The organism is Mesorhizobium sanjuanii, assembly GCF_002529485.1.
GTDB classification, from domain to species: domain Bacteria; phylum Pseudomonadota; class Alphaproteobacteria; order Rhizobiales; family Rhizobiaceae; genus Mesorhizobium; species Mesorhizobium sanjuanii.
Window position 1 is genome coordinate 46145 of record NZ_NWQG01000022.1, and the last position, 25476, is coordinate 71620.

21 protein-coding genes and 1 pseudogene are annotated in these 25476 nt (G+C 64.2%); 8 read left to right on the top strand and 14 right to left on the bottom strand.

Annotation, left to right across the window (positions count from 1 at the left end; genetic code table 11):
• Positions 1 to 2: 2 nt before the first annotated feature.
• The 3 genes from CN311_RS04730 to CN311_RS04740 are packed head-to-tail and all read left to right on the top strand — an operon-like array spanning position 3 to position 3651.
• A complete protein-coding gene (locus CN311_RS04730) occupies positions 3 to 1988 on the top strand; it encodes a hydantoinase B/oxoprolinase family protein (protein WP_097572233.1) in 1986 nt (661 codons plus the stop codon).
• On the top strand, positions 1985 to 2287 hold the full coding sequence (locus tag CN311_RS04735) for a (2Fe-2S)-binding protein (protein ID WP_097572234.1): 303 nt from the start codon (positions 1985 to 1987) through the stop codon (positions 2285 to 2287). Before CN311_RS04730 ends, CN311_RS04735 begins: the two co-directional genes overlap by 4 nt.
• Positions 2284 to 3651, top strand: a complete 1368-nt coding sequence (locus tag CN311_RS04740; RefSeq protein ID WP_097572235.1) for an NAD(P)/FAD-dependent oxidoreductase — start codon at positions 2284 to 2286, stop codon at positions 3649 to 3651. The genes CN311_RS04735 and CN311_RS04740 overlap by 4 nt, the downstream gene beginning before the upstream one ends.
• Positions 3652 to 3689: 38 nt before the next feature.
• On the opposite strand, the gene CN311_RS04745 is transcribed toward CN311_RS04740, so the two are convergent.
• Complete coding sequence (locus CN311_RS04745; protein WP_097572236.1) at positions 3690 to 5015, bottom strand: NAD(P)/FAD-dependent oxidoreductase; 1326 nt, start codon at positions 5013 to 5015, stop codon at positions 3690 to 3692.
• A gap of 221 nt (positions 5016 to 5236) precedes the next feature.
• On the opposite strand from CN311_RS04745, the gene CN311_RS04750 reads away from it, so the two are divergent.
• Positions 5237 to 5713 (top strand): Lrp/AsnC family transcriptional regulator, encoded by a 477-nt coding sequence (locus CN311_RS04750; RefSeq protein ID WP_027167818.1) that lies wholly within the window; start codon positions 5237 to 5239, stop codon positions 5711 to 5713.
• A gap of 43 nt (positions 5714 to 5756) precedes the next feature.
• Here the strand turns inward: CN311_RS04750 and CN311_RS04755 are convergent, their stop codons facing one another.
• The gene (locus CN311_RS04755; RefSeq protein ID WP_097572237.1) at positions 5757 to 6698 is read right to left on the bottom strand and encodes a LysR substrate-binding domain-containing protein; all 942 of its coding nucleotides are present in this window, start codon (positions 6696 to 6698) and stop codon (positions 5757 to 5759) included.
• 53 nt (positions 6699 to 6751) lie between these two features.
• On the opposite strand from CN311_RS04755, the gene CN311_RS04760 reads away from it, so the two are divergent.
• Both CN311_RS04760 and CN311_RS04765 read left to right on the top strand, forming a co-directional pair.
• The gene (locus tag CN311_RS04760) at positions 6752 to 8845 is read left to right on the top strand and encodes an oxidoreductase (protein WP_165779584.1); all 2094 of its coding nucleotides are present in this window, start codon (positions 6752 to 6754) and stop codon (positions 8843 to 8845) included.
• An 8-nt stretch (positions 8846 to 8853) separates the two neighbouring features.
• A pseudogene (locus CN311_RS04765) lies at positions 8854 to 9327 on the top strand (Lrp/AsnC family transcriptional regulator).
• Here the strand turns inward: CN311_RS04765 and CN311_RS04770 are convergent.
• The 7 genes from CN311_RS04770 to CN311_RS04800 form a co-directional block, all read right to left on the bottom strand.
• Positions 9328 to 10983, bottom strand: coding sequence for an ABC transporter ATP-binding protein (locus tag CN311_RS04770; protein ID WP_097572238.1), 1656 nt, complete (start codon positions 10981 to 10983; stop codon positions 9328 to 9330).
• Positions 10980 to 11825 carry an ABC transporter permease gene (locus CN311_RS04775; protein ID WP_097572239.1) on the bottom strand — a complete coding sequence of 282 codons (846 nt, stop codon included), beginning with the start codon at positions 11823 to 11825 and terminating at the stop codon, positions 10980 to 10982. Before CN311_RS04775 ends, CN311_RS04770 begins: the two co-directional genes overlap by 4 nt.
• Before the next feature lie 2 nt (positions 11826 to 11827).
• Positions 11828 to 12778, bottom strand: a complete 951-nt coding sequence (locus tag CN311_RS04780; RefSeq protein ID WP_097572240.1) for an ABC transporter permease — start codon at positions 12776 to 12778, stop codon at positions 11828 to 11830.
• An 87-nt stretch (positions 12779 to 12865) separates the two neighbouring features.
• On the bottom strand, positions 12866 to 14476 hold the full coding sequence (locus tag CN311_RS04785; protein WP_097572241.1) for an ABC transporter substrate-binding protein: 1611 nt from the start codon (positions 14474 to 14476) through the stop codon (positions 12866 to 12868).
• A 64-nt stretch (positions 14477 to 14540) separates the two neighbouring features.
• Positions 14541 to 15263, bottom strand: a complete 723-nt coding sequence (locus CN311_RS04790; RefSeq protein ID WP_097572242.1) for an HAD-IA family hydrolase — start codon at positions 15261 to 15263, stop codon at positions 14541 to 14543.
• Between the two features lie 225 nt (positions 15264 to 15488).
• Positions 15489 to 16862 (bottom strand): aspartate aminotransferase family protein, encoded by a 1374-nt coding sequence (locus CN311_RS04795; protein WP_097572243.1) that lies wholly within the window; start codon positions 16860 to 16862, stop codon positions 15489 to 15491.
• A gap of 13 nt (positions 16863 to 16875) precedes the next feature.
• Positions 16876 to 17715 carry a GNAT family N-acetyltransferase gene (locus tag CN311_RS04800; protein ID WP_097572290.1) on the bottom strand — a complete coding sequence of 280 codons (840 nt, stop codon included), beginning with the start codon at positions 17713 to 17715 and terminating at the stop codon, positions 16876 to 16878.
• A 319-nt stretch (positions 17716 to 18034) separates the two neighbouring features.
• Between CN311_RS04800 and CN311_RS04805 the strand changes: the two genes are divergently transcribed.
• A complete protein-coding gene (locus CN311_RS04805; protein WP_097572291.1) occupies positions 18035 to 18703 on the top strand; it encodes a haloacid dehalogenase type II in 669 nt (222 codons plus the stop codon).
• A 17-nt stretch (positions 18704 to 18720) separates the two neighbouring features.
• On the top strand, positions 18721 to 19995 hold the full coding sequence (locus tag CN311_RS04810; protein WP_097572244.1) for an NAD(P)/FAD-dependent oxidoreductase: 1275 nt from the start codon (positions 18721 to 18723) through the stop codon (positions 19993 to 19995).
• Positions 19996 to 20031: 36 nt separating this feature from the next.
• On the opposite strand, the gene CN311_RS04815 is transcribed toward CN311_RS04810, so the two are convergent.
• The 5 genes from CN311_RS04815 to CN311_RS04835 all read right to left on the bottom strand — a co-directional run bounded on the left by CN311_RS04815 (position 20032) and on the right by CN311_RS04835 (position 25474).
• Complete coding sequence (locus CN311_RS04815) at positions 20032 to 21489, bottom strand: NAD-dependent succinate-semialdehyde dehydrogenase (RefSeq protein WP_097572245.1); 1458 nt, start codon at positions 21487 to 21489, stop codon at positions 20032 to 20034.
• A gap of 17 nt (positions 21490 to 21506) precedes the next feature.
• Positions 21507 to 22550 (bottom strand): tartrate dehydrogenase, encoded by a 1044-nt coding sequence (locus CN311_RS04820; RefSeq protein ID WP_097572246.1) that lies wholly within the window; start codon positions 22548 to 22550, stop codon positions 21507 to 21509.
• A gap of 10 nt (positions 22551 to 22560) precedes the next feature.
• Positions 22561 to 24024: an aldehyde dehydrogenase family protein gene (locus CN311_RS04825; RefSeq protein WP_097572247.1), complete on the bottom strand. Its 1464-nt coding sequence runs from the start codon at positions 24022 to 24024 to the stop codon at positions 22561 to 22563.
• A gap of 149 nt (positions 24025 to 24173) precedes the next feature.
• Positions 24174 to 24527 (bottom strand): cupin domain-containing protein, encoded by a 354-nt coding sequence (locus CN311_RS04830; RefSeq protein WP_097572293.1) that lies wholly within the window; start codon positions 24525 to 24527, stop codon positions 24174 to 24176.
• A 23-nt stretch (positions 24528 to 24550) separates the two neighbouring features.
• Positions 24551 to 25474, bottom strand: a complete 924-nt coding sequence (locus CN311_RS04835) for a 2-hydroxyacid dehydrogenase (protein WP_097572292.1) — start codon at positions 25472 to 25474, stop codon at positions 24551 to 24553.
• Between the last annotated feature and the right edge of the window lie 2 nt (positions 25475 to 25476).

Here is a 25476-nt window from a genome sequence, read left to right on the forward strand (position 1 = left end):
CCATGTTTGACCGCACAAACCTTCAGGTTCTGGCGAACCATGCCCGTGCGGCTGCCGAGAACATGGCGCACACGCTGCACCGCACCGCGCACTCCGCCTTCGTCAAGGAGACGCAGGACTTTACCGTGATGCTGATGGACCGTTCAGGCGCGACCTTCGCTGTGCCGATGGAACTCGGCGCCACCTGGTATCCGGGGCTTTCGTATCACCGCGCGATCGCCATGGTCGACGATTACCGGCCGGGAGATGTTGCCTTCACCAACGATCCCTATTCCGGCCATGTCGCCACGCACGCGCCCGACACGCATTTGTGGAAGCCGGTCTTCGTCGACGACGAGATCGTCGCCTGGACCGGCGGGCATATCCACAACACCGACATGGGCGGGGCTGTGCCGGCTTCGCTCAGCCGGGCACTGACGGAAATCCACCAGGAGGGCATCCGCTTTCCGCCGATGAAGCTGGTGCGGGAAGGCGTCTTCGACGAGATGATCCTGCGCATCATGAGCACCAATGTGCGCAAGCCCGACCTCAACATCGGCGACATCAAGGCACTGGTCGGCGCACTCAACACCGGCGAGCGCAAGATCCAGGCAATGGTGAGGAAGTTCGGCAAGGCCGGTTTCATCGAAGGCGTTTCCGCGCTTCTCGACCAGGCGGAAGCGCAGGCGCGCGACGTGCTGCTTTCCATGCCCGACGGCACATGGGAATTCTGCGACTATGCCGACGAGGATTCCGTCGAGGCCAATCCGTGCCGGCTGAAGCTGACGCTGACGATCAGGGGCGATGAGGCGGTGCTCGACTTCACCGGCTCCGATCCGCAGCTCGGCTCCTCGCTCAACGTGCCTTCGGGCGGCGACCCGCGACACACCATGCTGCTGGTGGGTGTCTACTACGTGCTCTACACGCTCAACCCGAAGATCCTGCTCAACACCGGTCTGACCCGGCCGTTTACCTGCATCACGCCCCGGGGTTCCGTGCTGAACCCGGTACACCCCGCTGCCGTCGGCATGCGCTCGCTCACCTGCGCCCGGCTGCGGTCGGTCATCTTCGGCGCCTTCTCGCAGGCGGTGCCGGAGCGCCTGCCCGCGGCGCCGGCCGGCAACAACTGCATCGTCAACGTCATGACCACGGACGAGCGCACCAGCCGGACCGTCATCACGGCGGTGAACCCCGTGGTCGGCGGCGGTGGGGCGATGCCGCATCGCGACGGAACCAATGGATCGGGCGCGGATGCCGCCTACCTCAAGAACACGCCGATCGAAATCACCGAGACCGAGACCCCGGTCGAATTCCTGAAATATGGGCTCGCCAGGGACAGCGGCGGTGCGGGGCGTTGGCGCGGCGGCCTGGCGACCGAAATGGCGTTCCGTGTCTTCGCCCCCGATTCCAGGATCACGGCGCGCAACCGCGACCGCAGCTTCTTCCGCCCCTGGGGCGTGCTGGGTGGCAGGGCGTCCGGCCTGTCGGACATGGTCGTCAATCCGGGAACCGAGCACGAGCGGCGGCTGGGCAACATCGACACGGCGGTGCTGCAGCCCGGCGACGTGCTCGAGATACGTTCCGCCGGAGGCGGTGGGCGCGGCGATCCGTTTCAGCGCGAGCCCTGGCGGGTGGCTCAGGATGTTCGGCGCGGCTATCTCTCGCAGGCGGCGGCTGAGCGCGACTATGGCGTCGTCCTCCGCGAGGGCGAGGTCGACGAGCAGGCGACGGCGCAATTGCGTGCACGACACAAGCCGTCTACCGCCCATTTCCATTTCGGTCCGGAGCGGGACGGTTACGAGGCGCAGTGGACGCCGGCCGCCTATGACCGGCTCACTGCCATATTGGGGGATTTGCCGATCTACTGGCGGTTCTTCACCAAGACCGAGATCTTCCGCCGCATGAAGGGGCGCTCGGGATCGGAGGGCGTCCAGGCGGCCTTCGATGCGGTCTGCGAACGCTTCCCCGAACTGCCTCGCCCTGGCCCGGTGCGAGAGGCCGCGGAATGATCACCGCCGGCCGCATCGTCCGGCTGGCCGAGTTCGGGCGGGCGCAGCTGCATTTCACTCTCGACGGGCAGATGTGCAGTGCATTGGCGGGCGATACCGTGCTGACCGCCATGCTGGCATCAGGGCATGTCTTGCGAAGCTCCGAGTTCGCACCCGAGCCGCGTGCCGGGTTCTGCCTGATGGGAGCCTGCCAGGATTGCTGGGTGTGGCAGCAGGAGGGACCGCGCATCCGGGCATGTTCGGCCCTGATTACCGAAGGTATGCGGTTGCTCACGACGCCGCCGGAGAGCTGGCTATGAGCGACGCCTCATCGCCGAAGATCGTGATTGTCGGTGCCGGTCCCGCCGGCATAAGGGCGGCGGCGGCGCTGGTTGAGGCCGGGTTCCATCCGGTTGTGATCGACGAAGGCAATCGCGCAGGCGGCCAGATCTATCGTCGCCCGCCTGACGGGTTCGTCCGTACACCGGAGCAGCTCTACGGGTCGGAAGCGGCGAAGGCGCGCGCGCTGCATGCGCTCTTCGACCGCCTGGCCAAAGAGGCGCGCCTCACCCATTGCGCGGGAAGCTCGGTCATTGCCGTGCATGAAGGTCGGCTGCACGTGTTGGGGGAGGGCGGCGTGCAACTGGTCAGCTATGACCGCCTGATCCTTGCGACCGGCGCATCCGACCGTGTCACTCCGGTCCCGGGCTGGCAGAGTGCCGGCGTCTACAGCCTTGGCGCGGCGCAGATCGCGCTCAAGGCGCAGGGCGTGGCGCTGGGGCGGCGGATCGTCCTGGTCGGATCGGGGCCTCTGCTGACGCTGGTCGGCGCCCAGCTCGTCAAGGCTGGAGCGGATGTGGCGGCGGTGCTCGATACCTCTTCCTGGCACCGGCAGATGCCGGGGCTCTGGGACCTTGCCGCTCGGCCATTGGTCGCGCTGCGCGGCCTGACCCTGCGGGCGAGGCTCGGCCGCCGCTACCATGCGGGCGTTACGCTCGAGCGGATCGAGACCGACGGGATAGGTGTCTCAGCGATGCGCTGGCATGACACCGGCGGCAGGCAGCACCTCACCCCATGCGACATGATTGGCATGGGCTGGCACTTACGGGCGGAGACGCATCTGGCCGACCTCGCGGGATGTGCCTTCATCTATGACGAGCAGTGCCGGCAATGGCTGCCAAAGATCGACCGGATGGGGCGCGCCGGCAACGGACTCTATCTCGCGGGCGATGGAGTTCGTCTTCTGGGAGCAGATGGCGCGGAGATCACGGGACGCCTGGCCGCGGCGGCGTGCCTTGCCGATCTCGGATTGCCGACGCCTTCCCTCAGTGCCGATCTGCGCAAACTCGCGCGGCTCGAACGCTTTGCCCGCGGTCTGGCTCGCGCCTTTCCCTGGCCAGCGGCGATGGCGCGGGCGCTCCCCGACGACGCGGTCGTCTGCCGCTGCGAGAACGTGACTGCCGCGGCCCTGCGCGAGAGCACTGGTTTCGGCGGCAGCGAAGCCAACAGGGTGAAATCGCTGTCGCGCATCGGCATGGGGCGATGCCAGGGGCGCTATTGCCAGCTGGCCGCCGTCGAACTTATCGCGGCGCGGATCGGCTCCACGCCTGGCGCTGTCGGCCGGTTCCGCGGGCAAGCGCCTGTCCGCCCTGCGCCTATTGGCGCTTTTCTCCGGGAAGGCTGATGCGATCGCGGAAACCGCGCCTCGGCATCTGTCGCGTCTTAGAAATCGGCGACCTTCCCCCACACGGAAGCATCGAAGCGCCGTGGATCGTACGATGTCGGATCGACGATCGGTTTGGAGCCAGTCATCAGGTCGGCGACGAGGTGCCCGGCACCGGGTCCGATGCCGAAGCCGTGTCCCGAAAACCCGGCAGCCAGGAAGAAGCCCGGAACGGTATCAATCTCGCCGATAGCGGGCACGCCATCCGGCGTGCTGTCGATGTAGCCGGCCCAGGTCGCGCTGATCCTGGTCTGGCGCAGTGCCGGCAGCAGTTCGAGCGCCCGCGCGTGGGTCAGCCGGATGGTCGCCTGGTCCGGGACCGGATCGAGGATGCGCATCCGTTCCATCGGTGTCGGCTGGTCGAGCCGCCAGTGTCGCAGCGTTTCGTGGCCCGAGCGCATGCCCTGCAGGCCGCCGGGTGCGAGGCTTCGCCACCGCTTCAGGAACATCGGCAGGAACTGCGAGGAGAAGCGCAACTGCTGCGGCGTCACGTCCACACGGCCGCGTCCGCTTATGGCCAGCGTGTAGCCGCCGTCGCCGCGCCGCGTGACCGAGATCCCTTTCGTGTGCAGCGTATCCGGCAGACCTTCCGCGCCTGGCGAGACGGACAGAATGGAGGAGCGGATCGACGCCTGCGGAAAACGGAAACCGAACTGCCGGCAAAAGGAGGAGGCCCAGGCGCCGCCGGCCAGCACCGCCATTGTGGTCCGGATCGTTCCGCTCTCGGTGACCACACCGCTCAGGCGTCCGCCCTCGGTCTCGATACCGCGCGCGGCGCAATTCTGGTGCACGGAGCCGCCAAGCTTGAGGATGGCGCGGGCGACCGTCGGTGCTGCCCGCGACGGATCGGCGGTGCCGTCGGTCGGCGAGAAGACGCCGCCCTTCCAAGTCCGCCCCGTGGCGCGGCCCCGCTCGCTGGCCTCGGCGCTGTCGAGCATATGGGTGGTGACGCCGGCCGTCCTGGCGAAGTCACGCCAGCGTGCCCAGCCGGCCAGTTCCGCATCGTCATTGCTGAGATAGAGAAGGCCGCAGCGGCGAAAGCCGGCGTCTTCGCCGGTCTCTGCCGCAAAACTGCCCCACAGGTCGATGCTTCGTGTTGCCATCGGCAGCTCGCGGGCGTCGCGGTTCTGCTGGCGGCACCACCCCCAGTTTCTCGAGGACTGCTCGGCGCCGACGCGCCCCTTTTCGACAAGCGCGACCTTCATGCCACGCCGTGCCAGGTAATAGGCCGCAAAGATGCCGACGATGCCGCCGCCGATCACCACAGCGTCCGCGGTCTGTGGCAGGTCGCCGGATGTCTCGATTTGCTGCAGTGGTGCGCGCATGGTCTCTCTGCCTTGACGCGCCAATTTAACGCGTTGCGCAGGCAGCCGCTGCCGCAGTTGAAGCAGAAGCAGAATTTTATTGCGGCAGGGCGGCCGAAATCGGGAGCCGCTGCGTTTCAAAGCGCTATCCGCTTGGATGGACAGGCCAACGGGCTGTGGTAGTGTCAATCTCTATGAGCAAGGCAGCATTTTGTGCTGCGGCGCGTTCTGCGGAGACCGCCATGAAACTGGATCGGATAGATATCAAGATTCTGTACGAGTTGCAGAAGAACGGCCGTATCACCAATGTGGAACTGGCCGATCTGGTGCACTTGTCGCCAAGCCCATGCCTGATGCGGGTCAAGAAGCTCCAGTCGGAGGGCTACATCGAAGGTTATTCCGCGCAGGTCAACATCGGCAAGCTTGGACAGACGCTGACCGTGTTCACCGAGATCACCTTGAAGAACCATCGCCAGGTGGACTTCGCCCGCTTTCTCGCCGTAGTGGAGAAGATCGACCAGGTCATCGAATGCCATCTCGTGTCGGGCGGTTACGACTATCTGATGAAATTCGTGACCGCCGGCATCGCCGAGTACCAGACCATCATGGAACGGCTGACCGACATGGATATCGGCATCGACAAATATTTCTCCTTCGTGGTGCTGAAGTCCCCGATCGTCAAGGCGCACATGCCGCTGCCCAGCCTGTTTCCAAGGTAGTCGGCGGCAACCGCGGCGCCGCTGCACTTGTCGCCGCAGCCCCCTACAGGATGTCGGGCCGCAAGACCGGCTGCAGTGCTTTCAATTCGGCTTGCATCTCGGCAATCATCCAGGCGCGGATATCGGAGACGACAGGCCGTACCGGCCGTGAGCGCGGTGCAATCAGCTGATGGATCCGGCCCGTCTTGATCTGCCTGTCCGAGGCCGGGACAAGGGTTCCCTGAAGCAACGCCCTTGAAACGTTGCTGAGCCAGCCGAGCGCGACGCCTTCCCCGTTCATCGCGGCCTGAAGCACGACCGCGTAGTCCGAGAATTCGAGCCACTTCGCCCTGCTGGTCTTGCGGTCCGCCACGCTGCCCCAGGCGTCCAGCCACTGCTCCTTGGCGTCGGTCAGCTGAAGCAGGGCATGACCCTCTCCGGTTCCGGCATGGATCAACCGGCCATGGGCCGACAGATAGGATGGGCTGCATACCGGTACGATGATCTCAGGCGAGAATGCCCAGTGGTGATAGTGGGTGTCCTCATCGCCCAGGATTCTCGTGGCAAGGTCGACATTCTCGGCGGGTCCCCGCAGAACGCCCGCGATCAGTTCGAACCTCAGGTCCACATCAGGAAATCGCGTGTTGAAAGCCCCTAACCGCGGCACGAACCAATAGGTTGCCAGAGAACTCGAAAGGGAAAGGGTGACCACGGGCTTTGCGGCGCTGTTCCGCTTTATTCTCCGGATCACCTCCGCGATGCCGTCAAATCCTTCCCGCACAGCCGAATAGAGGGCACGTCCGTCCGGGGTCGGGGTCAACCCCGTTGGGCCTCGTGTGAGAAGAGGAACACCAAAATCGGCCTCGAGCTGGGCAATGCTGCGGCTGATCGATGGTTGCGTGACGTTGAACTCGCGCGCGGCGGCGGTGAAGCTACCCGAGCGGACGGCAGCTTCAAAGACAAGCAGTCCACGTGCGGAAGGAACGAGTTTTGCGAAACCAGCCATACGCCCAGCGTATAGCTGCCCCAACAATTTACAAGCTTTCTATGACCCCGAAAATGGCGAAGTATAACCCCAATGAATGGGCGGAGCAGGACGTGAAGGTGGTGGCATCTCAAGCAGGCAGCACATCCAGCGATCCTCTGCTGCAGCCATTTCGGCTCAGGGGTCTGACGCTGCGCAACCGTGTCGTCAGCACCAGCCATGCTTCGATGCTGGACGATGGCGGCCTGCCGCTCGAGCGCTACCAACGCTACCATGAGGAGAAGGCGCGCGGCGGCCTGGCGATGACCATGGTGGGCGGCTCGGCGATGACGTCGCCCGACTCGAGTTGGGGCGGCGGTCAGCTGGACCTTTCGACCGACCGCATCGTGCCTCATCTCCAATCGCTGTCGGAGCGCATCCACCGCCACGGCGCTGCCGTCATGTGCCAGGTCTCACACCTTGGCCGGCGCGCCACCGCCTATGCCGGAAACTGGCTGCCGCCGGTGGCGCCATCACGCGTTCGCGAGACGCGAAACCGGAATTTTCCGAAGGAGATGGACGCCGCGGACATCGACAGGATCATCAAGGATTATGCCAGTGCCTCCAGGCGCTGCCTGGACGGCGGTCTGGATGGCGTCGAAACCGTCACCGGCGGCCATCTAATCGGCCAATTCCTCTCGCTCAGAACCAACAGGCGTACGGATGGCTTCGGCGGCTCACTGGAAAACCGCGCGCGCTTCGGCCTGATGGTTCACGAGGCAATCCGCCGCGCGGTGGGCGACGACTTCGCCGTCGGCATCCGGTTCGTGGTCGACGAGGCCGTCGAGGACGGGTCGGATTTCGAGGAATGCCTTGCCTTCGCCCAGCTGTTCGAGCGGGAAGGCCATATCGACTTCTTTAACTGTATCTTTGGCCGCATGGACACCGACCTGTCGTTGGCTGAGCAGAACATGCCCGGCATATTTAGCCCCAGCGCGCCGTTTTTGCCGCTGGTCGGACAGTTCAAACAGCAAACCAGTCTGCCCGTGATCCACGCCGCAGGTATTCGGGACATAGCCACGGCGCGGCATGCCATCCGCGAAAACCTTGTCGATCTGGTCGGCATGACCCGGGCGCATATTGCCGACCCCGATATCGTCAACAAGGTGATGCGCGGAGAAGAAGAACGCATTCGCCCGTGTGTCGGGGCGTCCTACTGCCTGTACAAGAAGGTGCAGTGCATTCACAACCCGGCCAGTGGCCATGAAACGATCATCAGCCATACCATCGTGCGGGCTGAAACGCCGAAACGAGTGGTCGTGGTCGGCGGTGGTCCGGGCGGGATGGAAGCGGCAAGGGTCGCCGCCGAGCGCGGCCACAGAGTGAGCTTGCTCGAAGCCGGGGCGCGACTTGGTGGGCAGGTGCTCGTCGCGGCCTCGGCGTCCGATCGCAAGGATCTCATCGGCATAGTCGACTGGCGCGTCGATGAACTCGCGCGGCTTGGCGTGGAAGTCCGTCTCAACACCTATGCGGATGCAGAGATCGTCCTTTCGGTAAAGCCGGACGCGGTCATCGTCGCCACCGGCGGCATTCCGGATATGGAACGGCTGGAGGGTGCTGAATATTGCGACAGCGTCTGGGACGTCCTGACCGGAGTGGTGCAGGCGAAGGACGATGTGCTTATCTACGACGAGACCGGACGCCAGGCCGCGATTTCGTGCGCCCTGCATCTCGCCCAACACGGGCGCGTGGTCAGCCTGGCCATATCGGACGACACGCTGGCGATCGAGACGCCCTATCCGGACAGGGTAAGTTTCCGCAAACGCGCCTCGGAACGCGGCATCCGCGTCGTCAGCGATGTGCGCCTGGTCAAGGCAGCGCGCCAAGGCAACGGCATCACCGCCACGTTCCGGCATGAACTCACCGGTGCGGAAACGGAAATGACCGCCGCCCAGCTCATTGTCGAGCGCGGCACGGCGCCCATGGAAGACACCTACCAGGAATTGCGTGCGCACTCAGCCAATAACGGCGTCACCGACATAGCGCTGATGACGGGAACGGAAACGAAGCGGGACAATGGTCCACGAGCTGCCGGATCGTTCGTCCTGCACCGCATTGGCGACGCGATTGCCAGCCGCGACATCTACTCATCGATCTATGAGGCCTACCGGCTCTGCTCGCAATTGTAGGCGAGGCCGTGAAACTCGATCGGATTGATATCAAGATTCTCTACGAGCTACAGAAGAACGGAGCATCACCAATGTGGAGCTGGCGGAACGGGTCAATTCCTCCCCCAGCCCCTGCCTGATGCGGGTAAAGAAGCTGCATGCGAAGGCTATATCGTGCGCTATTCGGGCGCAGATCGACATCGCCAAGCTGGGGCGGACGCTCACCGTCTTCACCGAAATTACGCTCAAGAACCATCGCCAGATCGACTTCGCATGCTTCCTTGCCGCCATCGACAAGGTCGATGCGGCCGTCGAATGTCACCGCGTCTCCGCCCGTTACGATTATTTGATGAAATTCGTCGCCGCCGGCATCGGCGAGTACCAGGAGATCATGGAGCGGCTGAGCGACGGATATCGGCATCGACAAGTATTTCAGCTTCGTGGTGCTGAAGTCTCCCATCGTCAAGGCGCACATGCCGCTGCCCAGCCTGTTCCCCTTGTAGTCAGCGGTGGCCGTACTGGCTGATCAGTTCGGGGTCGCGGACGAGGCCATCAAGCCACGTCGGGTCAAGTTTCGGCACGGAGGAGAACAGAAGTTTGGAGTAGGGGTGGGTGGGCGCCTGCAGCCTTTCGGGAGTGATCTGCTCCACACGCTCGCCATTGTACATAACCATGATCTCGTCGCAGATCGCTTCGACGACGGAGAGGTCGTGGCTGATGAAAATGTAGGAAAGCCCCAGCTCGCGCTGCAGTTCCTTGAGCAGCTCGATCACCGCGGCCGCCACCACCGTGTCGAGCGCCGAAGTGATTTCGTCGCAGATGATCAGCTTGGGGTCGGCCGCCAGGGCGCGCGCGAAGTTCACGCGCTGCTTTTGGCCGCCGGAGAGCTCCGACGGGCGACGGTAGCGCAGCGTCCTCGGCAGGCGAACCATGTCGAGCAGTTCGTCGACGCGCTTCGATCGCGCCTGCCTGTCGAGCCCGTGATAGAAGGCCAGCGGACGGGAGATGATGTCCTCCACTGGCTTGGCCGGATTGAGCGCGGTGTCGGCATACTGGAACACGATCTGCATCTCGCGCAGCTGGTCCTGGCTGCGTTTGCCTGCGGCGCGCTGCAGTTCTTTGCCGTCGAAGACGATGTCGCCGGCCGCTGCCGGATGGATGCCGGCGATGACGCGCGCCAGCGTTGATTTTCCGCAGCCGGATTCGCCGATGACGCCGAGATTGCGCCCCTTCTCCACGACCAGGCTGACGGAATCGACAGCGCGGATAAGCGGCAGTCCGTCAGCTCGCACCGCACCATAGCCGGCGGTCACATTGTCGATACGCAGCAGATCTTTCCTCCCGGCATCCGCGTCCGCGTGTGCTTGCCGCGGCTTCGGCTCGAAGGCAGCCAGCAGTTCGCGCGTGTAGGGATGCTGAGCAGCCGAAAGGATCTGAGCCGTGGTGCCGGTCTCCTGCACTTCGCCGCCCTTCAGCACCACGATGCGGTCGGCGATCTGAGCGACGACGGCGAGGTCGTGGGAGACATAGACACCCGCTATCCCGCCGGCCCGCATGACCGACTTGAATGCCTTCAGCACGTCGATCTGCGTCGTCACGTCGAGTGCCGTGGTCGGCTCGTCGAAGATCATCAGCTTGGGATCGCCGATGAGTGCCATCGCCGCCGACAGCCGCTGCAACTGCCCGCCAGAAACCTGGTGCGGATAGCGCGCGCCGATCCCTTCCGGGTCCGGCAGCGACAAGGCCCTGAACAGCTCGATCGCTCGCTTGCGCGCCTGCTCGGGCGACATCAGGCCATGGATGCGCGTAACCTCGATCACCTGCTCCATGATGGTGGACGAGGGGTTGAAGGAGGCGGCGGCACTTTGCGGAACATAGGCTATGTCGGTGCCGCGCAACCTGGCGCGCTGCTTTTCGGAAAGTGCCGCCATGTTCTTGCCGTTCACATTGATCTCGCCGCCGGTGATCCGGCAGCCAGGCCGCGCATAGCCCATAAGCGAAAGCGCGATCGTCGTCTTGCCGGAGCCGCTCTCGCCGATCAGGGCGACGATCTCGCCATCGGCGATGTCGAGGCTGACGCCCTTGATGATTTCGACGACGCGACCGGCGTCGGTCGTCGCCTCGATCCTCAGGTTCCTGACCTCGACGAGATTGGTCATGCGTCCCTGTCCCTGATCTTCTGTGGCAGGTTGTCGATCAGCAGGTTGACGCTGATGGTGAGGCTGGCGATCGCCAGCGACGGCACGATGACGGCCGGTGCCGCGAAGGGCAGGCCGCCAATGTTCTCGCGCACCAGCGCGCCCCAGTCGGCGAGCGGCGGCTGCAGGCCGAGCCCGAGGAAGGACAGGCCGGAGAGCAAGAGCACAATGAAGACGAAGCGCAGGCCGAAGTCGGCCAGAACCGGGCGCATGATGTTGGGCAGGATCTCGGAGCCGATGAGATAGGCGGTGCTTTCGCCGCGGACGCGGGCGACGGTCATGAAGTCCATGCTGTTGATGTTGACGGCGAGCGCCCGCGCGAAACGGTAGGCGCCGGGGATATAGATGACGGCGAGCGTCAGGATCAGCGCCGGGATCGACGAGCCGACCGCGGCGACGACGACAAGACCGAACAGCTTGCTGGGGATGGAGTTCATGGCGTCGAGGAAGCGGCTGAGGCAGCTGTCGAGCCAGCCGCCGGTGACGGCAGCGATCATCCCCAGCACCACGCCGGAAAAGCAGGCGATACAGACGGCAGCGAGCGATATGCCGACGGTGTAGCGCGCCCCCATCAGCACCCGCGAGAGCATGTCGCGCCCCAGATAGTCCGAGCCGAGCCATAGGCCCTGACGCATCGGGCCGAAATAATCGTCGTCGACGATGTCGCCGATCGAATGGGGAATGATGGCGGGCGCGAAGATGGCGATCAGCGTCCACGCCAAGATGACCAGCGAGGCCACGACGCCCACGAGATTGTAGCTGTGGCCCAGGAAGGACCGTCGGGAAGCTGCCACGCGCGCCATCGTCACCTGAGCCTCGGGTTGGACATGATGGCGATGATGTCGGCGACGGTGATGAGCAAGAGATAGCCAAGGCAGAAGATCATCGCGCAGCTCTGGATCAGCGGCAGGTCGCGGGTCGCGACCGCATCGACCATCAGCTTGGCGATGCCTGGATAGTTGAAGATCGTCTCCACGATGATGACGCCGCCGACCAGATAGGACAGCGACAGCGCAACCGCGTTGACGATTGGCCCGAGCGCATTGGGAAGTGCGTGCTTGAGCACCATGCGGCCGCGTGAGGCGCCTTTGAGAAGCGCCATCTCGACATAGGGCGTGGAGAGCGTTTCGATCACCGCGGCGCGGGTCATGCGGATCATCTGGGCGGAGATGACGAAGGTGAGTGTGATCACCGGCATGGCATAGATGCGCACGAGGTCGGTCAGCGTATGCGCCTCATTGACCGAGGATAGCGCCGGCAGCCATTTGAGGTAAACGGCGAAAAGCAGGACCGCCAGCGTCGCGACCATGAATTCCGGCACCGAGATGACGCCGATCGCAAGAATGGTGACGGTGCGGTCGTAGAGGGAACCGCGCAGCATTGCGGCGGTGATGCCCAGCGTCAGCGCCAGCGGCACCGAAAGCAGCGTGGTGATGCCGGCGAGCTCCATGGTGTTGACGAAGCGCCCGCCGATCAGCGCCGCGACCGGCATCTCATTGGCATAGGAGGTGCCGAGGTCGCCATGGAGCAGGCCGAGAAGCCAGCGCAGGAAGCGCAGGATTGCCGGATCGTTGAGATGCATGGCCTCGCGCAGGCCGGCGACGGCTTCCGGGGTCGCCGCCTGGCCGAGCAGGATCGACGCGGTGTCACCAGGCAGCATGCTGGTGGCGAAAAACACGGCGAACAGGACGATCAGAAGCGTGACGACCGCGATCGCCAGCCGCTTCAGCACGAGGTTTAGAACCCCAGACGTCATGGAAGCGCTCCTGCGGTTGCGTTCGGCCAAGCCATGTTGCGCAATAAGGTGCCAGCGACCGGCTGTCCGGTCACCGGCCGGCGCCTCTCAGGTTTCGAGCCAGAGATATTCCGCCATTGCGTAGCCCATCATGCCACCGAGCGGGTTCGCCTCCAAACCCTTCACCTTGCTGGAGAGGGCATCCACGTTGGAAATGTAGGCCGGGATGATGGTGCCGGCCTCCTCGGAGACCATGGTCTGCATCTGGCCGTAGATTTCCTTGCGCTTGGCCTGGTCGAGCGAGGCGCGCGCCTCGATCATCAGCTTGTCGAACTTCTCCGACTTGTACTGGCTTTCGTTCCAGGGCGCGTTGGAGGCGTAGAGGAGCGAGAACAGGATGTCTGGCGTCGGGCGTGGATTGATGTTGCCGAAATGGACCGGCGCCTTGAGCCAGTAATTGTCCCAGTAGCCGTCGGACGGGACGCGCTGGACATCGAGCTTCATGCCGATATCGGCACCGGCGGCCTGGATGATGACAGCCATGTCGATCGACGAGGTCGCGGCATCGGAGGCGACCACGGGGATGGACTGACCGAGCAGGCCCGACTTCTGGAAGTGGAACTTGGCCTTGTCCGGGTCGAAGGCCTTCGGCTTGAGGTCGGCATTGTGGAAGATGTTTGCCGGCGAGACGGGCTGGTCGTTGCCGATTTCGCCAAGGCCGCGCAATGCCGATTTGACGATCTGCTCCCGATTGACGAGGTATTTCATGCCGGTCACGAAGTCGGCCTTGTTGCCCGGATCCATGTCGAGCCGGATGTTGAGGTCGGTGTAGTTGCCCGAGGTCGTCTTCGACAATTCGAAGCCCTGCTGGCCGCCGATGAGCTTCATCGCGCGCGGATTGATCGCGGCGGCGAAGTTGATGTCACCGGAAAGCAGGGCGTTGACGCGGGCGCTGTCGTCGCTGATGGCGATGAACTCGAACGAGTCGAGATAGGGCTGGCCCGATTTCCAGTAGTTCTTGTTCTTGGTGACGACCGACCGCACGCCCGGTTCGAATGTCTGCAGCACGAAGGCGCCGGTGCCATTGCCCTTGGAGAAGTCGGTGGTGCCGTCGGCCACGATCATGAAGTGATGCAGCGCCAGGATGGTCGGAAGGTCGGCATTCGGATCGGCGAGCGTAATTTCGACGGTCGACTTGTCGACCGCCTTGAAGCCGGTCATCTGCGCGGCGATCTTGGCTACTTTGGAACCGACCGCCGGATCGAGATGGCGCTTCATCGAGAAGACGACGTCGTCGGCAGTGAGATCCTTGCCGTCATGGAAGGTGACGCCCTTGCGCAGCTTCACGGTCCAGGTCTTGGCGTCCTTGCTGTCGAAGCTTTCAGCCAGCTCCATCTGCGTGACGCCATCCTTGTCGAGGAAAGTCAGGCGGTTGTAGAGCGAGCAGCAGCGGACATAGTCGGTCGACAGCGATGCCTTTGCCGGATCAAGCGTGTCGGCGGTCGAGGACGACCAGCCGGCGGCCTTGAAATTTCCGCCGGAAACCGGCTCGGCGGCGACGGCCTGGGTGGCACGGCCGAGCACCACGCTGCCCGCGGCGACCGCCGAGCCGCCGGCCAACAGCATCTTGAGAAGTTCGCGGCGGCTCGCGCCCCGCCGAATGGCATTTTCGACCATGGCATCGTCTGCGCTGGTCCAGTTCGTGATCTTGTCGGTCATAATCATTCCCCTTTCTGTTTGTTTTCCGGGTTGCTCGTCTTGACGCGGCTTTCCGGGCTTCGGCTCAGGTTCGTTCCTTCAGGCTTTCCCGTACGGCCGCCGCCAACGCGGCCATTGAGGTGAAGTGGTGGTCGGGCGCGGTGAAGCGCTCGGGCTCGATCGTGCCGCCATAGCCCTTCTGGGCATGCCGGCGCTCGATCCAGCAATTGGTCATGCCAAGTGCCCGGGATATGCCGATATCGTGGTGCTGGCTTTGCGCGACGTGCAGGATGTCATCCTTGCAGTCGCCCCTTGAGGCGACGAAATCGAAGACCTTCTGGAAAAAGGCCGGGTCTGGTTTTTCCGTGCCGGTATCGTCGGCGGTGAAGGTGGCGAAGAAGGGCGATCCGAGTTGCTTCTCGAAATGATCGAGCGCCCAGCGCCGGGCATTGGTCATGGCAATCAGCCTGTGCGACTTCGCAAGCTCCGCCAATGCTACCGCGCTGTCGGGGAAACCTTGCCAGGCGCTGGCCGAATCCCGCAGCCGGACGCCGTATTTCTCCTCGGCCGGCAGGCCGAGTTGCGGCGCGATGACCATGTAGACACGCACGAGATCGTCGGGAAACAGCCCCGCATCGGGCATGTAGCGAGCTTGCCGGTACAGGGCCAGCGCGGCTTCGCCATCGATAGCAACGCCAGCGTCAGCGGCAATCCCGGCCAGGCAGGTCGTAATGCCGCCTTCGAAGTCGATCAGCGTGCCGACGACGTCGAAGGTCATGTACTTGAATTCGCTAAAGCCCTTGGCCAAGACTGGCTCTCCTCTGCGCGCGGCCGAATTGCATGGTGTTGAACAGAACAAAATTCCGTGGGCGTCGGCCTTTCAAAAGGTCTGAATTCGGGACTTCTGGCCTTGTCTTAAGGACAGTCTGGCACTTCCCCCGCGCTGAATTCGCCGAAAACGCGTGAGGGGCGGCACAAAATTGCGAAATCGTCTGCCCCGGCGCTATTTCGAAACACGTGTATTTGTCGCCCGTCATGCCAGGGCCTGGCGGACATCGACATCTTCCAGCGTCTGGTCGAGCGTCCGGCGCGTCCGATCGATGATCGCATCGATGTCGTCGTCGGTGCAGCAGAGCGGGGGAGCATAGCCGAGAACCCCGTTGGCAAAGGCACGGATGATCAGACCGTTGTCCCACGCCCTGTCGAAGACGCGCCGCGCCGGCATGGCTGACGCTGGAAGCGGTGTCTTCTTCTTTTTGTCGACCACCAGCTCGATCGCGGCAAGCATGCCGCGACCGCGCACATCGCCGACGAGCGGGTGGTCGCTCAGGCCTGCCAGTCCCGCCATCAGGCGAGCGCCGGCCTTGATGCCATTCTCCAGAAGGCCGTCTTCGTAGAGCTTCAACACCTCGAGCGCGACGGCGGCGCTGACGGGATGGGCGGAGTAGGTATAGCCGTGGCCGACCGCAGAAGTGCCCGCGCCATCGGCGATGACGTTGTAGACATGATCGGCCATGAACACGGCACCCATAGGAACATAGCCTGAGGTCAGCCCTTTCGCGGTCGTCATGAAGTCGGGAACGATGTCCTCCTCCGTGCAGGCGAACAGGGGGCCTGTGCGGCCGAAGCCGGTGATGACCTCGTCGGCGATGAACAGGATGCCGTACTCCCGGCAGAGCTCGCGTATCGCCTTGATCCAGCCCTTCGGCGGGACGATAACACCGCCCGAGCCCTGGATTGGCTCGGCATAGAAGGCGGCGACCCGCTCCGGTCCGAGCTCCTCAATCTTGGCCTTCAGCGCGGCGAGCGATGCGGTGGTGATCGCGTTGCCGTCCTCGCCTACCGGGTTGCGATAGGGATAGGGCGAGGGGATCTTGTGCTGCCATTCGAAGGGAATGCCGAAGCCGGCGTGAAAGGCGGGCAGGGCGGTGAGGCCCGCGCCGACCACCGATGACCCGTGATAACCCTGCTCGATGGAAAGGAACTGGTCGCGTTTCGGCTCGCCCCGCGCATTCCAGTAGTAGCGGACGAAACGGATCGTGCTGTCGACCGCGTCCGATCCGCCGAGCGTGAAATAGACGTGATTGAGATCCCCGGGCGCGCGCTCGGCCAGTTCCGAGGCGAGGCGGATGGCCGGCTCCGAGCCGAGGTCGAAATAGGCGGTCGCGTAGGGAAGCTCGCGCATCTGCCGGGCCGCCGCCTCGACGATGCTGTCGTGGCCGTAGCCGGCATTGACGCACCATAGCCCGGCGAAACCGTCGATAAGCTGTCGGCCGGACGCGTCGGTCACGGTCGCACCTTTCGCCGATTTCAGCACGCGCACGCCGAGCGCCTCATGGCCGCGATAGGATGAGACCGGATGGACGAGGTGGGCGCGGTCGAGTTCGATCAGGGAATTGGCGAGCATTCTATCCTCCGGGCTAGCCGAGCGCCTGGTTGGCGAGGGCGTAAACTCTTGGCCTGGCTTGTTCCGCGTCCGTCCTGGATGGACGATCCATGGCGACGCCGCCGCCGACATGAGCGAGGCCGATTTCCGTGAGCCAGCCGGCGATGCCTGCCCTGCTGTCCGTATCCACGCGGAGGAAGGCGCCGGGGCGGGTCGCGGCGAAGAAACCGATCAGTGCCCTGGCTTCCTCCGCGCTGCCCGCGATGACCGGGCCGATAACCTCGCCGCGTCCGAACGGGCGGATCGCGGCATAGGCCTCGATGGCGCCATTGCGGCGGATGACAGCGAATTGGCCACGCTCGGCCAGCGCGTCGATCAAGGCTTCACGGTCGGCGCCGTAGGCGTCGCGGTCCAGCGTCTTGATTTCCGGGAGATCGTCGGTGCCTGCGGCTTCCACGCCGCCGGGCGCACCAAGCTTGGCGACGCTGCCCTGATGTTGCCGGATCGTACCGGACGGCACGAAGCCGAGCTTTTCATAGAGAGGCATGCCGTCCGTTGTCGCGACGAGCCGCAGCGGACGGTCGCCGGCCAAGGCGAGGGCCTGATCCATGAGGCGGCGCCCGAGCCCCTTGCCCCGCACATTCCTGTCGACGATCACCATGTTGATCATGGCGCAATCCGCGCCATAGGGCGTCACCAGTATGGTTCCGGTGACGCGGCCCTGGTCGTCGAGCGCGACCGTGCCGCTCGAGAGCTGCAGCGCCATTTGCCAGTCCTGCGGGCGATGCGGCCAATTCTCCTGGCGAGAAAGCGCCACCGCGCCCTCGATATGGTCCGGCCCGAAGTCCCGGAGTTCGATCTCGCCCTGTTGCATGAGGCATCCTTCCGTCTGCTTGTAAGTCTCGGTCATCGCCGCGCCGCAGATCGTCTGAAGGTTTCGGTCTCTGCGATATCTTTCGCCTTTGCGCGGGGCGTGCGCCGCATCTTCTGCTGGCAGTGTCCTCGGCGGTCGTTTCACCGTCGTGCAATGGCGCGCTTCTCGACAGGCAAGATGCTACAGCATGCCAAACCGGATGGCGGATACGGAACTTTCTGCTTTCGGAGAGCCGATTTCGGTCAAGTGGCTCGTCGCCTGCCATCCTATGATGAAATACATCCCAGCACGGATGCGTTTCCACCGGAGATTGACGGACATGGCTTCCTTCAGGCCCAAATACATCACCTTCGACTGCTACGGCACGTTGACCTTTTTCCAGATGGCGGAAGCGGCGCGCGATCTCTATGGCAGCCGGATCGACGAGCCGCGCATGCAGGAGTTCATCAAGAACTTCGCGGCCTATCGGCTAGATGAGATCCTGGGCGACTGGAAGCCTTATGCCGATGTCATCCACAATGCGCTCGAGCGCGCCTGCAAGCGCAATGCCGTCGCTTTCAGCCCCGACGACGCCAAGATGGTCTATGAGCGTGTTCCGACCTGGGGACCGCACGCCGACGTTCCGGCAGGCCTTGCCAAGGTCGCCAAGGAAATTCCGCTGGTGATCCTCTCCAACGCCATGAATGCGCAGATCATGTCCAATGTCGAGAAGCTCGGCGCGCCGTTCCATGCCGTCTACACGGCCGAGCAGGCGCAGGCCTACAAGCCGCGCTTCAAAGCCTTCGAATACATGCTCGATATGTTGGGCTGCGGCCCTGAAGACATTCTTCACTGCTCGTCTTCGTTCCGCTACGACCTGATGTCGGCGCATGACCTCGGCATCAAGAACAAGGTCTGGGTCAACCGCGCGCACGAACCGGCCAACCCGTATTACGGGTACACAGAGATCGCCAATATTTCCGGTCTTCCAGGCGTGGTCGGTCTTTAGAAACAGGCGGATTGCCGATGAAGTTCGTCTCCTACTGGCACGACACCGCCCAGGTCTTTTCCGGCGGGGCGCAAGGCCCGGTCGAGGGGCACTATGATGCAGCCATCGTCGGCGGCGGCTTCACCGGTCTCGCCGCCGCGCGCCAGCTGGCGAAGGCCGGTGCCAAGGTCGTCGTGCTAGAGGCGCAGCGTGTCGGTTGGGGCGCATCCGGTCGCAATGGCGGCCACCTCAACAACGGCCTCGCCCATAGCTACCTTGCGGCCAAGGCGGAGCTCGGCAAGGAACGGGCAATCGCGCTCTACCGGGCGCTGGACGACTCCGTCGACACCATCGAGGCGCTGGTTTCCGAGGAAGGCATCGACTGCAATTTCCGCCGTGCCGGCAAGCTGAAGCTCGCTTCCAAGCCGCAGCATTTCGAAGCGATCGCCCGCAACTACGAAGCCCTCCATGCGGAAGTGGATCCGGATACGGCACTGCTGTCGGCGGCCGATCTCAAGTCCGAGATCGGTTCGCCCTTCCACGGTGCGATGCTCTCGAAGAAGAGCGCCATGATGCATATGGGCCGCTATGTGGCGGGCCTGGCCACGGCCGCCGCCCGCCACGGTGCCGTCATCCACGAAAACACGGTTGTGACCGATCGCAAGCAGGCCGGCAGCAGGCATGAGCTGACAACCTCTCGCGGGTGGATCAGCGCCGACAACGTGCTGGTGGCGACCGGCGCCTATACCACGCCGAATTTCAGTTATTTTCGTCGCAGGATCATCTCCGTCGGCAGCTTCATCATCGCCACGCGGCCGTTGAGCGACGCCGAGATCGCTGCGACCATTCCAGGCAACCGGACCTGCGTGACCTCGATGAACATCGGCAACTACTTCCGGCTATCGCCTGATAACCGGCTGATCTTCGGCGGCCGCGCACGCTTTTCGGCGACATCGGACCAGCGCTCCGACGCCAGGAGCGGAGAGATATTGCGGGCAGGCCTCGCGGCGATCTTTCCGCAACTCGCCAAGGTCGAGATCGACTATTGCTGGGGCGGGCTGGTCGACATGACCAAGGACCGCTTTCCGCGGGCCGGCTACCAAGACGGTGTCTGGTACGCGATGGGCTATTCCGGCCACGGCGCGCAACTTTCCACCCATCTCGGCATGATTCTCGCCGATGCTATGCTTGGCCGCGAAGACCGCAATCCGCTGAAGGGGCTCGAGTGGCCTGCCATTCCCGGTTATTCCGGCAAGCCCTGGTTCCTGCCGATGGTCGGCCTCTACTACAAGGCGCTCGACCGGATTCAGTGATCGCCGATCCGGCCGGCCAGGGCTTCAGCAAATTGCTCAGCTGAGCCCACCCATGTGAAAACTCTTCATCTCGAGATATTCCTCGATGCCGGCCTGCGCGCCCTCGCGTCCGAGACCAGATTGCTTGACGCCGCCGAAGGGGGCCACTTCCATCGAGACCGAGCCGGTGTTCAAGCCCACCATGCCGAATTCCAGCGCTTCGCCGACGCGCCAGGCGCGTTTCAAGTTCTCGGTGTAGAAATAGGAGGCAAGTCCGTAGGGCGTGCCGTTGGCGAGCGCGATAGCTTCCTCTTCCGTTTCGAAACGGAAGAGCGGCGCGACCGGGCCGAAGGTTTCCTCGCCGGCGAGCTGCATGTCTTTTGTGGCGCCGGTGAGCACCAGCGGCGCGACATACTGAGGACCCTCGGGCAATGCCGGCTTCTCGGTGATGATCGCAGCACCCTTTGCGAGTGCGTCCTCGACGTGGCGGTTGATCTTCTCGACCGCCGCCATGTTGATCATCGGCCCGATGGCAACACCCGGCTGCGTGCCCGGCCCCACCGTCATGGCGTTGACGCGCGCGGAAAGCTTGGCGGCGAAGCTTTCATAGACACCGGCCTGGACAAGGATACGGTTGGCGCAGACGCAGGTCTGGCCGCCATTGCGGAACTTGGAGACCAGCGCACCCTCGATGGCGAGATCGAGATCGGCGTCGTCGAAGACGATGAAGGGGGCGTTGCCGCCGAGTTCGAGGCTGAGTCGTTTCACGCTGTCGGCCGCCCCGCGCATCAGCAGCGACCCGACCCGCGTCGAGCCGGTGAAGGAGATCTTGCGGACGGCCTCGTTCGCCATGATCTCGTTGCCGATCTCCGTGGGCATGCCGGTGACGATGTTGATGACGCCGGTGGGGATGCCGGCGCGTTCGGCAAGCACGCCGAGCGCCAGCGCCGAATAGGGGGTGAACTCGGACGGCTTGATCACCACCGTGCAGCCCGCGGCCAGGGCCGGCGCGACCTTGCGGGTGATCATCGCATTGGGGAAGTTCCACGGCGTGATGATGCCGCAAACGCCTACCGGTTCCTTCAGCACGATGATGCGGCGGTCGGAGGTGGGCGAAGGGATGGTATGACCGTTGATGCGACGCGCCTCCTCCGCGAACCATTTGACGAAGGACGCGCCGTAGTGGATCTCGCCCTTGGCCTCGTCCAGCGGTTTGCCCTGTTCGGTCGTCAGGATCAGCGCCAGATCGTCCAGATGCGCCAGCATCAGGCCGTGCCAGGCTTCCAGGCGGGCGGCGCGCTCGGCGTTGGTCTTCTTCTTCCAAGGCCCGTACGCGGAAGCCGCTGCCTCTATGGCCGCGCGGGTTTCCAAACCGGCCATGTCAGGTACCGTGCCGATCGCGGCCTGGGTCGCCGGATCGATGACGTCGACCGTCCTGCCGGAGCCGGCAGCGACCCATTCGCCGCCGATCAGGCCGGCTTCGCGGAAGAGCTTTTTGTCTCTGAGGTTTTTCATCGAATACGACCTTGCAATCAGGTGAGCGCCGCAACGATTGCGGCCGTGATGGCCTCCGTCCGGTCCTTGCCGGGAATGGTCCCTATGCCTCTGGCGGTTGCGGCCTCGATCGCCTGCATGACGCGGCCGGCCGCGGCCGTTTCGCCGAGATGATCGAGCATCATCGCGCCGGACCAAATGGTGGCGATCGGATTGGCGATGCCGAGATGGGCTATGTCGGGCGCCGAGCCGTGCACCGGCTCGAACATGGACGGCGCCGAGCGGTCGGGGTTGATGTTGGCGGAGGCAGCGTAGCCGAGCCCGCCCTGGATCGCCGCGCCAATGTCGGTGAGGATATCGCCGAACAGGTTGGAGGCGACGACAACGTCGAGGCTCTCCGGTGCCATGATCATACGTGCGGCGAGCGCGTCGACATGATAACTGGTCACTTCGACGTCCGGATAATCCGCAGCCAGCTTTCGCGTGATCTCGTCCCAGAACACCATCGAGTATTTCTGCGCGTTCGACTTGGTGACGGAGGCCAGCTTGCGCCGACGCGCCCCCGCCTGCTCGAAGCCGAAGCGCAGGATCCGCTCGACGCCGGCGCGGGTGAAGATCGATGTCTCCACCGCGACCTCGTCCTGCGTGCCTTGATGCACGCGCCCGCCGGCGCCCGAATACTCGCCTTCAGTGTTCTCGCGGATGCACAATATGTCGAAATTTTCCGCCCGCAGCGGTCCCGTCACGCCCGGAAGCAGGCGATGCGGCCGGATGTTAGCGTATTGCACGAAAGCCTTGCGGATCGGCAGCAGGAGGCCGTGCAGCGAAACGGAATCAGGCACCTCCGCCGGCCAGCCGACGGCGCCGAGCAGGATGGCGTCGAAGCCGCGCAAGGTCTCGACGCCATCTTCGGGCATCATGCGACCGGTATCCTTGTAGAATTTGCAGGACCACGGGAATTCGGTTCCCGTCAGCGCAAAGCCAAAGTTTCCGGCCACCGTTTCCAGCACCGTCCAGGTGGCGGCGGTCACGTCGCAGCCGATGCCGTCACCGGGGATAAGAGCGATCGAATAGGATTTCATCGGCATCTCTCTAGAGGCTGATCAGGACGCTCTTGGTCCTGCGGTTGGCGAGATAGGCCTCGCGGCCGAGGTCCTTGCCGATGCCCGAGCGCTTGTAGCCGCCGGTCGGCAGGATGTGGTCGCGCGAGCGGCTGTAGCGGTTGACCCAGACGGTACCCGCTTCGAGCTTGCGCGCGAGACGGATCGTGCGGGACAGGTCGGTCGTGAACAGGCCGGAGGCCAGCCCGTAGGTCGGATGGCTGGACAGCGCCAGAGCCTCCTCCTCGGTCTCGAAGGTCTGGACGGTCAGGACCGGGCCGAAGATCTCCTCGACGATCGCCGGATTGGCCTGGTCTACATTGGCAATCAGCGTCGGTTCGTAAAAATAGCCGCGAGTTTCCATGGCCCCGCCACCGGTCAGGCACTCGCCGCCGGCCTGGACAGCGGCCCGCACGATGCCGTCGACACGCGCCCGCTGCCGCTCCGAAATGATCGGCGAATACTGCGTCGTCTCATCCCAGGTCGCGCCGGCCCGCGCCGCCTTCATTCGCTCCACGATGGCGGCCGTCAGCCTGTCGGCGACGCTCTTCTCGACGATCAGGCGCGTGCCGGCCACGCAGGCCTGGCCGGCATTGAAGATGACGCTGCCGGCGATCGCCGCCGCCGCCTTGTCGAGATCGGCGTCGGCAAAGACGAGCTGCGGGCTCTTGCCGCCGAGTTCCAGCGTCATCGGCTTGACGCCGGTGCGGGCGATGTTCTCCATGATCGCCGAGCCGGCGCGGGTCGAGCCGGTGAAGCTGACCTTGGCGATTTCGGGATGGCCGGTCAGCGCCGTGCCGGTCGTCGGACCGTCTCCCAGCACGACGTTTATAAGGCCTGCCGGCAGGCCTGCCCTCACGGCGAGTTGCGCCATATAGACCGCCGAGAAGGGCGTCATTTCCGACGGCTTCAGCACGACCGCATTGCCCGCGGCCAATGCCGGGCCAAGCTTCCATCCGGCCATCGAGATGGGAAAATTCCAAGGCGTGATCGCGCCGACCACACCGTAGGGCTCGCTCATGATCATGCCGAGAGTGGCGTCGTCGGTAGGCACGAGCTCGCTGCCTTCCTTGTCGGCGAATTCGGCAAAGAAGCGGATCTGCTCGGCGGTTATGGCGATGTCGCCGGCAACGAGCTGGCCGACAGGCCGGGTCGAGCACAGCGCCTCGATCCTGGCCAGCGTTTCGGCTTCCGCCTCGATCAGGTCGGCCCAGGCCTGGAGCGCCTTCGTCCGTTCGCGCGGCCGAACACCACCCCAGTTGCTGGACTTCAGCGTCGCTTTGGCGCTTTCCACGGCACGGTCGACCATATCGACGCCGGCCACCGGGCAGGCCGCATATACCTTGCCATCCGACGGTCGGCGCATCTCGATCGCACCCTCGGCAGCGATGAGCTCGCCGCCGATGAAATGGCCGACAGGAAGGGAGACGGTATCCGGGTCGAAGCTCAGGCCCATGGCACCCACTCTGGACTATTCGGCAGGAGCCTAGCGCGGGCGGCAGCGCAGCATGCACCGTTCGGCGATCGGTCGCGGATGATTGTTGTGTGCCGGCGATGACAGACGGCAAAATCTGTTGCGGAGGGCACGCGTCTCGCGCGCTCCCGTTACCCTACGGTTACGTAGATCTTGCGGACCGTTTCGATGGTCTTCCAAATCCCGGTGAAGCCAGGTTTCATCACGAAGCTGTCGCCGGCGCGGTAGGTCACCGGTCTGCCGTCGTCGGGCGTGATTTCGATCACGCCGGAGAGGATGTGGCAGAACTCGAAGGTCTCGCCCTTGATCGAGCGCGTTTCCCCCGGCGTCGCCTCCCAGACGCCGGTATGGACCAGGTCGCCCTTGGCGACATCCTGCGCCCAGGTCTTGAAGGCGGGGTTGCCGGCAATCAGCCGTTCGGGCAGCGCCGCGGATTCGCGCGGCGGAAAGGCAGGGCTGGTATCGACTGTCTTGAGCAGGGACAAGAGATGGCCTTTCATGTTGAGTTTCAATAGCCGCGCGACCGGTCGACGAGCCCGATGGGGTCAAGACCGGCGCGGTAACGTCGGATGTTTTCGACAACGGCCTGTGCGGCGCCGGCGGGCTGGGTGACGCTGGCGACATGCGGGGTCAAAATGATCTTTTGATGCGACCAGAACGGATGGCCCGCCGGCAGGGGTTCGGGATCGGTGACGTCGATCATCGCCGCTGAAAGTTGGCCGCTGTCGAGGGCGGCGACAAGGGCTTCCTGGTCGAGCTGCGGCCCCCGGCCGGTGTGGACGAGCGCCGCGCCCTTGGGCAGTTTCGCGAACAGATCGGCATCGAGGAAACCGCGCGTCTCCTCGGTCAGCGGCAGCAGGCAGATCAAAATGTCGCTGGCCGCGAGCATCTCGTTCAGCCCGGGCTCGCCATGATGACAGGTCACGCCGTCGATCCGCCGCGGTGAGCGGCTCCATCCAGCAAGCGGGAAGCCGAAGGGCTTGAGGCGGTCGAGGACGGCTTGGCCAAGCTGCCCGAGGCCGAGCACGCCGACCCGGCGCGACCCGGCCTGCAACTGTGCGATATCTGCCCATTCGCCAGCGCGCTGCTGCGCCAGATAGGCCGGGAGGTTGCGATGCAGCGCGAGGACGGCAAGCGTCACATATTCCTGCATCATGCGCACGATGCCTTCCTCGATCATGCGCACGATCTTCACGTTCGCTGGCACCGCATCGAGGCGGAACTGGTCGACGCCGGCGCCGATGGAAAACAGGATTTCCAGGTTCCTGTAGCGGCAAATGTTATCCGGCACGGTCCAGCTGATCAGGTAACGCACGGCGTGGGGATCGACTGTCGCGGCATCCATCGTGAAGGGGACATCCGGCAGTTCTCTCGCGAAGGCATCGGCGAAGACCGCCCCGCGGCGCGTATCGGAATTGAACAGGAATGTCATTC

Coding starts and splice junctions, on each gene's coding strand:
- CN311_RS04835 (WP_097572292.1), bottom strand. CDS start 25,474: ATGACATTCCTGTTCAATTCCGATACGCGCCGCGGGGCGGTCTTCGCC.
- CN311_RS04780 (WP_097572240.1), bottom strand. CDS start 12,778: ATGACGTCTGGGGTTCTAAACCTCGTGCTGAAGCGGCTGGCGATCGCG.
- CN311_RS04755 (WP_097572237.1), bottom strand. CDS start 6,698: ATGGCTGGTTTCGCAAAACTCGTTCCTTCCGCACGTGGACTGCTTGTC.
- CN311_RS04770 (WP_097572238.1), bottom strand. CDS start 10,983: ATGACCAATCTCGTCGAGGTCAGGAACCTGAGGATCGAGGCGACGACC.
- CN311_RS04735 (WP_097572234.1), top strand. CDS start 1,985: ATGATCACCGCCGGCCGCATCGTCCGGCTGGCCGAGTTCGGGCGGGCG.
- CN311_RS04740 (WP_097572235.1), top strand. CDS start 2,284: ATGAGCGACGCCTCATCGCCGAAGATCGTGATTGTCGGTGCCGGTCCC.
- CN311_RS04760 (WP_165779584.1), top strand. CDS start 6,752: ATGGCGAAGTATAACCCCAATGAATGGGCGGAGCAGGACGTGAAGGTG.
- CN311_RS04775 (WP_097572239.1), bottom strand. CDS start 11,825: ATGGCGCGCGTGGCAGCTTCCCGACGGTCCTTCCTGGGCCACAGCTAC.
- CN311_RS04785 (WP_097572241.1), bottom strand. CDS start 14,476: ATGACCGACAAGATCACGAACTGGACCAGCGCAGACGATGCCATGGTC.
- CN311_RS04810 (WP_097572244.1), top strand. CDS start 18,721: ATGAAGTTCGTCTCCTACTGGCACGACACCGCCCAGGTCTTTTCCGGC.
- CN311_RS04730 (WP_097572233.1), top strand. CDS start 3: ATGTTTGACCGCACAAACCTTCAGGTTCTGGCGAACCATGCCCGTGCG.
- CN311_RS04825 (WP_097572247.1), bottom strand. CDS start 24,024: ATGGGCCTGAGCTTCGACCCGGATACCGTCTCCCTTCCTGTCGGCCAT.
- CN311_RS04815 (WP_097572245.1), bottom strand. CDS start 21,489: ATGAAAAACCTCAGAGACAAAAAGCTCTTCCGCGAAGCCGGCCTGATC.
- CN311_RS04805 (WP_097572291.1), top strand. CDS start 18,035: ATGGCTTCCTTCAGGCCCAAATACATCACCTTCGACTGCTACGGCACG.
- CN311_RS04795 (WP_097572243.1), bottom strand. CDS start 16,862: ATGCTCGCCAATTCCCTGATCGAACTCGACCGCGCCCACCTCGTCCAT.
- CN311_RS04800 (WP_097572290.1), bottom strand. CDS start 17,715: ATGCAACAGGGCGAGATCGAACTCCGGGACTTCGGGCCGGACCATATC.
- CN311_RS04745 (WP_097572236.1), bottom strand. CDS start 5,015: ATGCGCGCACCACTGCAGCAAATCGAGACATCCGGCGACCTGCCACAG.
- CN311_RS04750 (WP_027167818.1), top strand. CDS start 5,237: ATGAAACTGGATCGGATAGATATCAAGATTCTGTACGAGTTGCAGAAG.
- CN311_RS04820 (WP_097572246.1), bottom strand. CDS start 22,550: ATGAAATCCTATTCGATCGCTCTTATCCCCGGTGACGGCATCGGCTGC.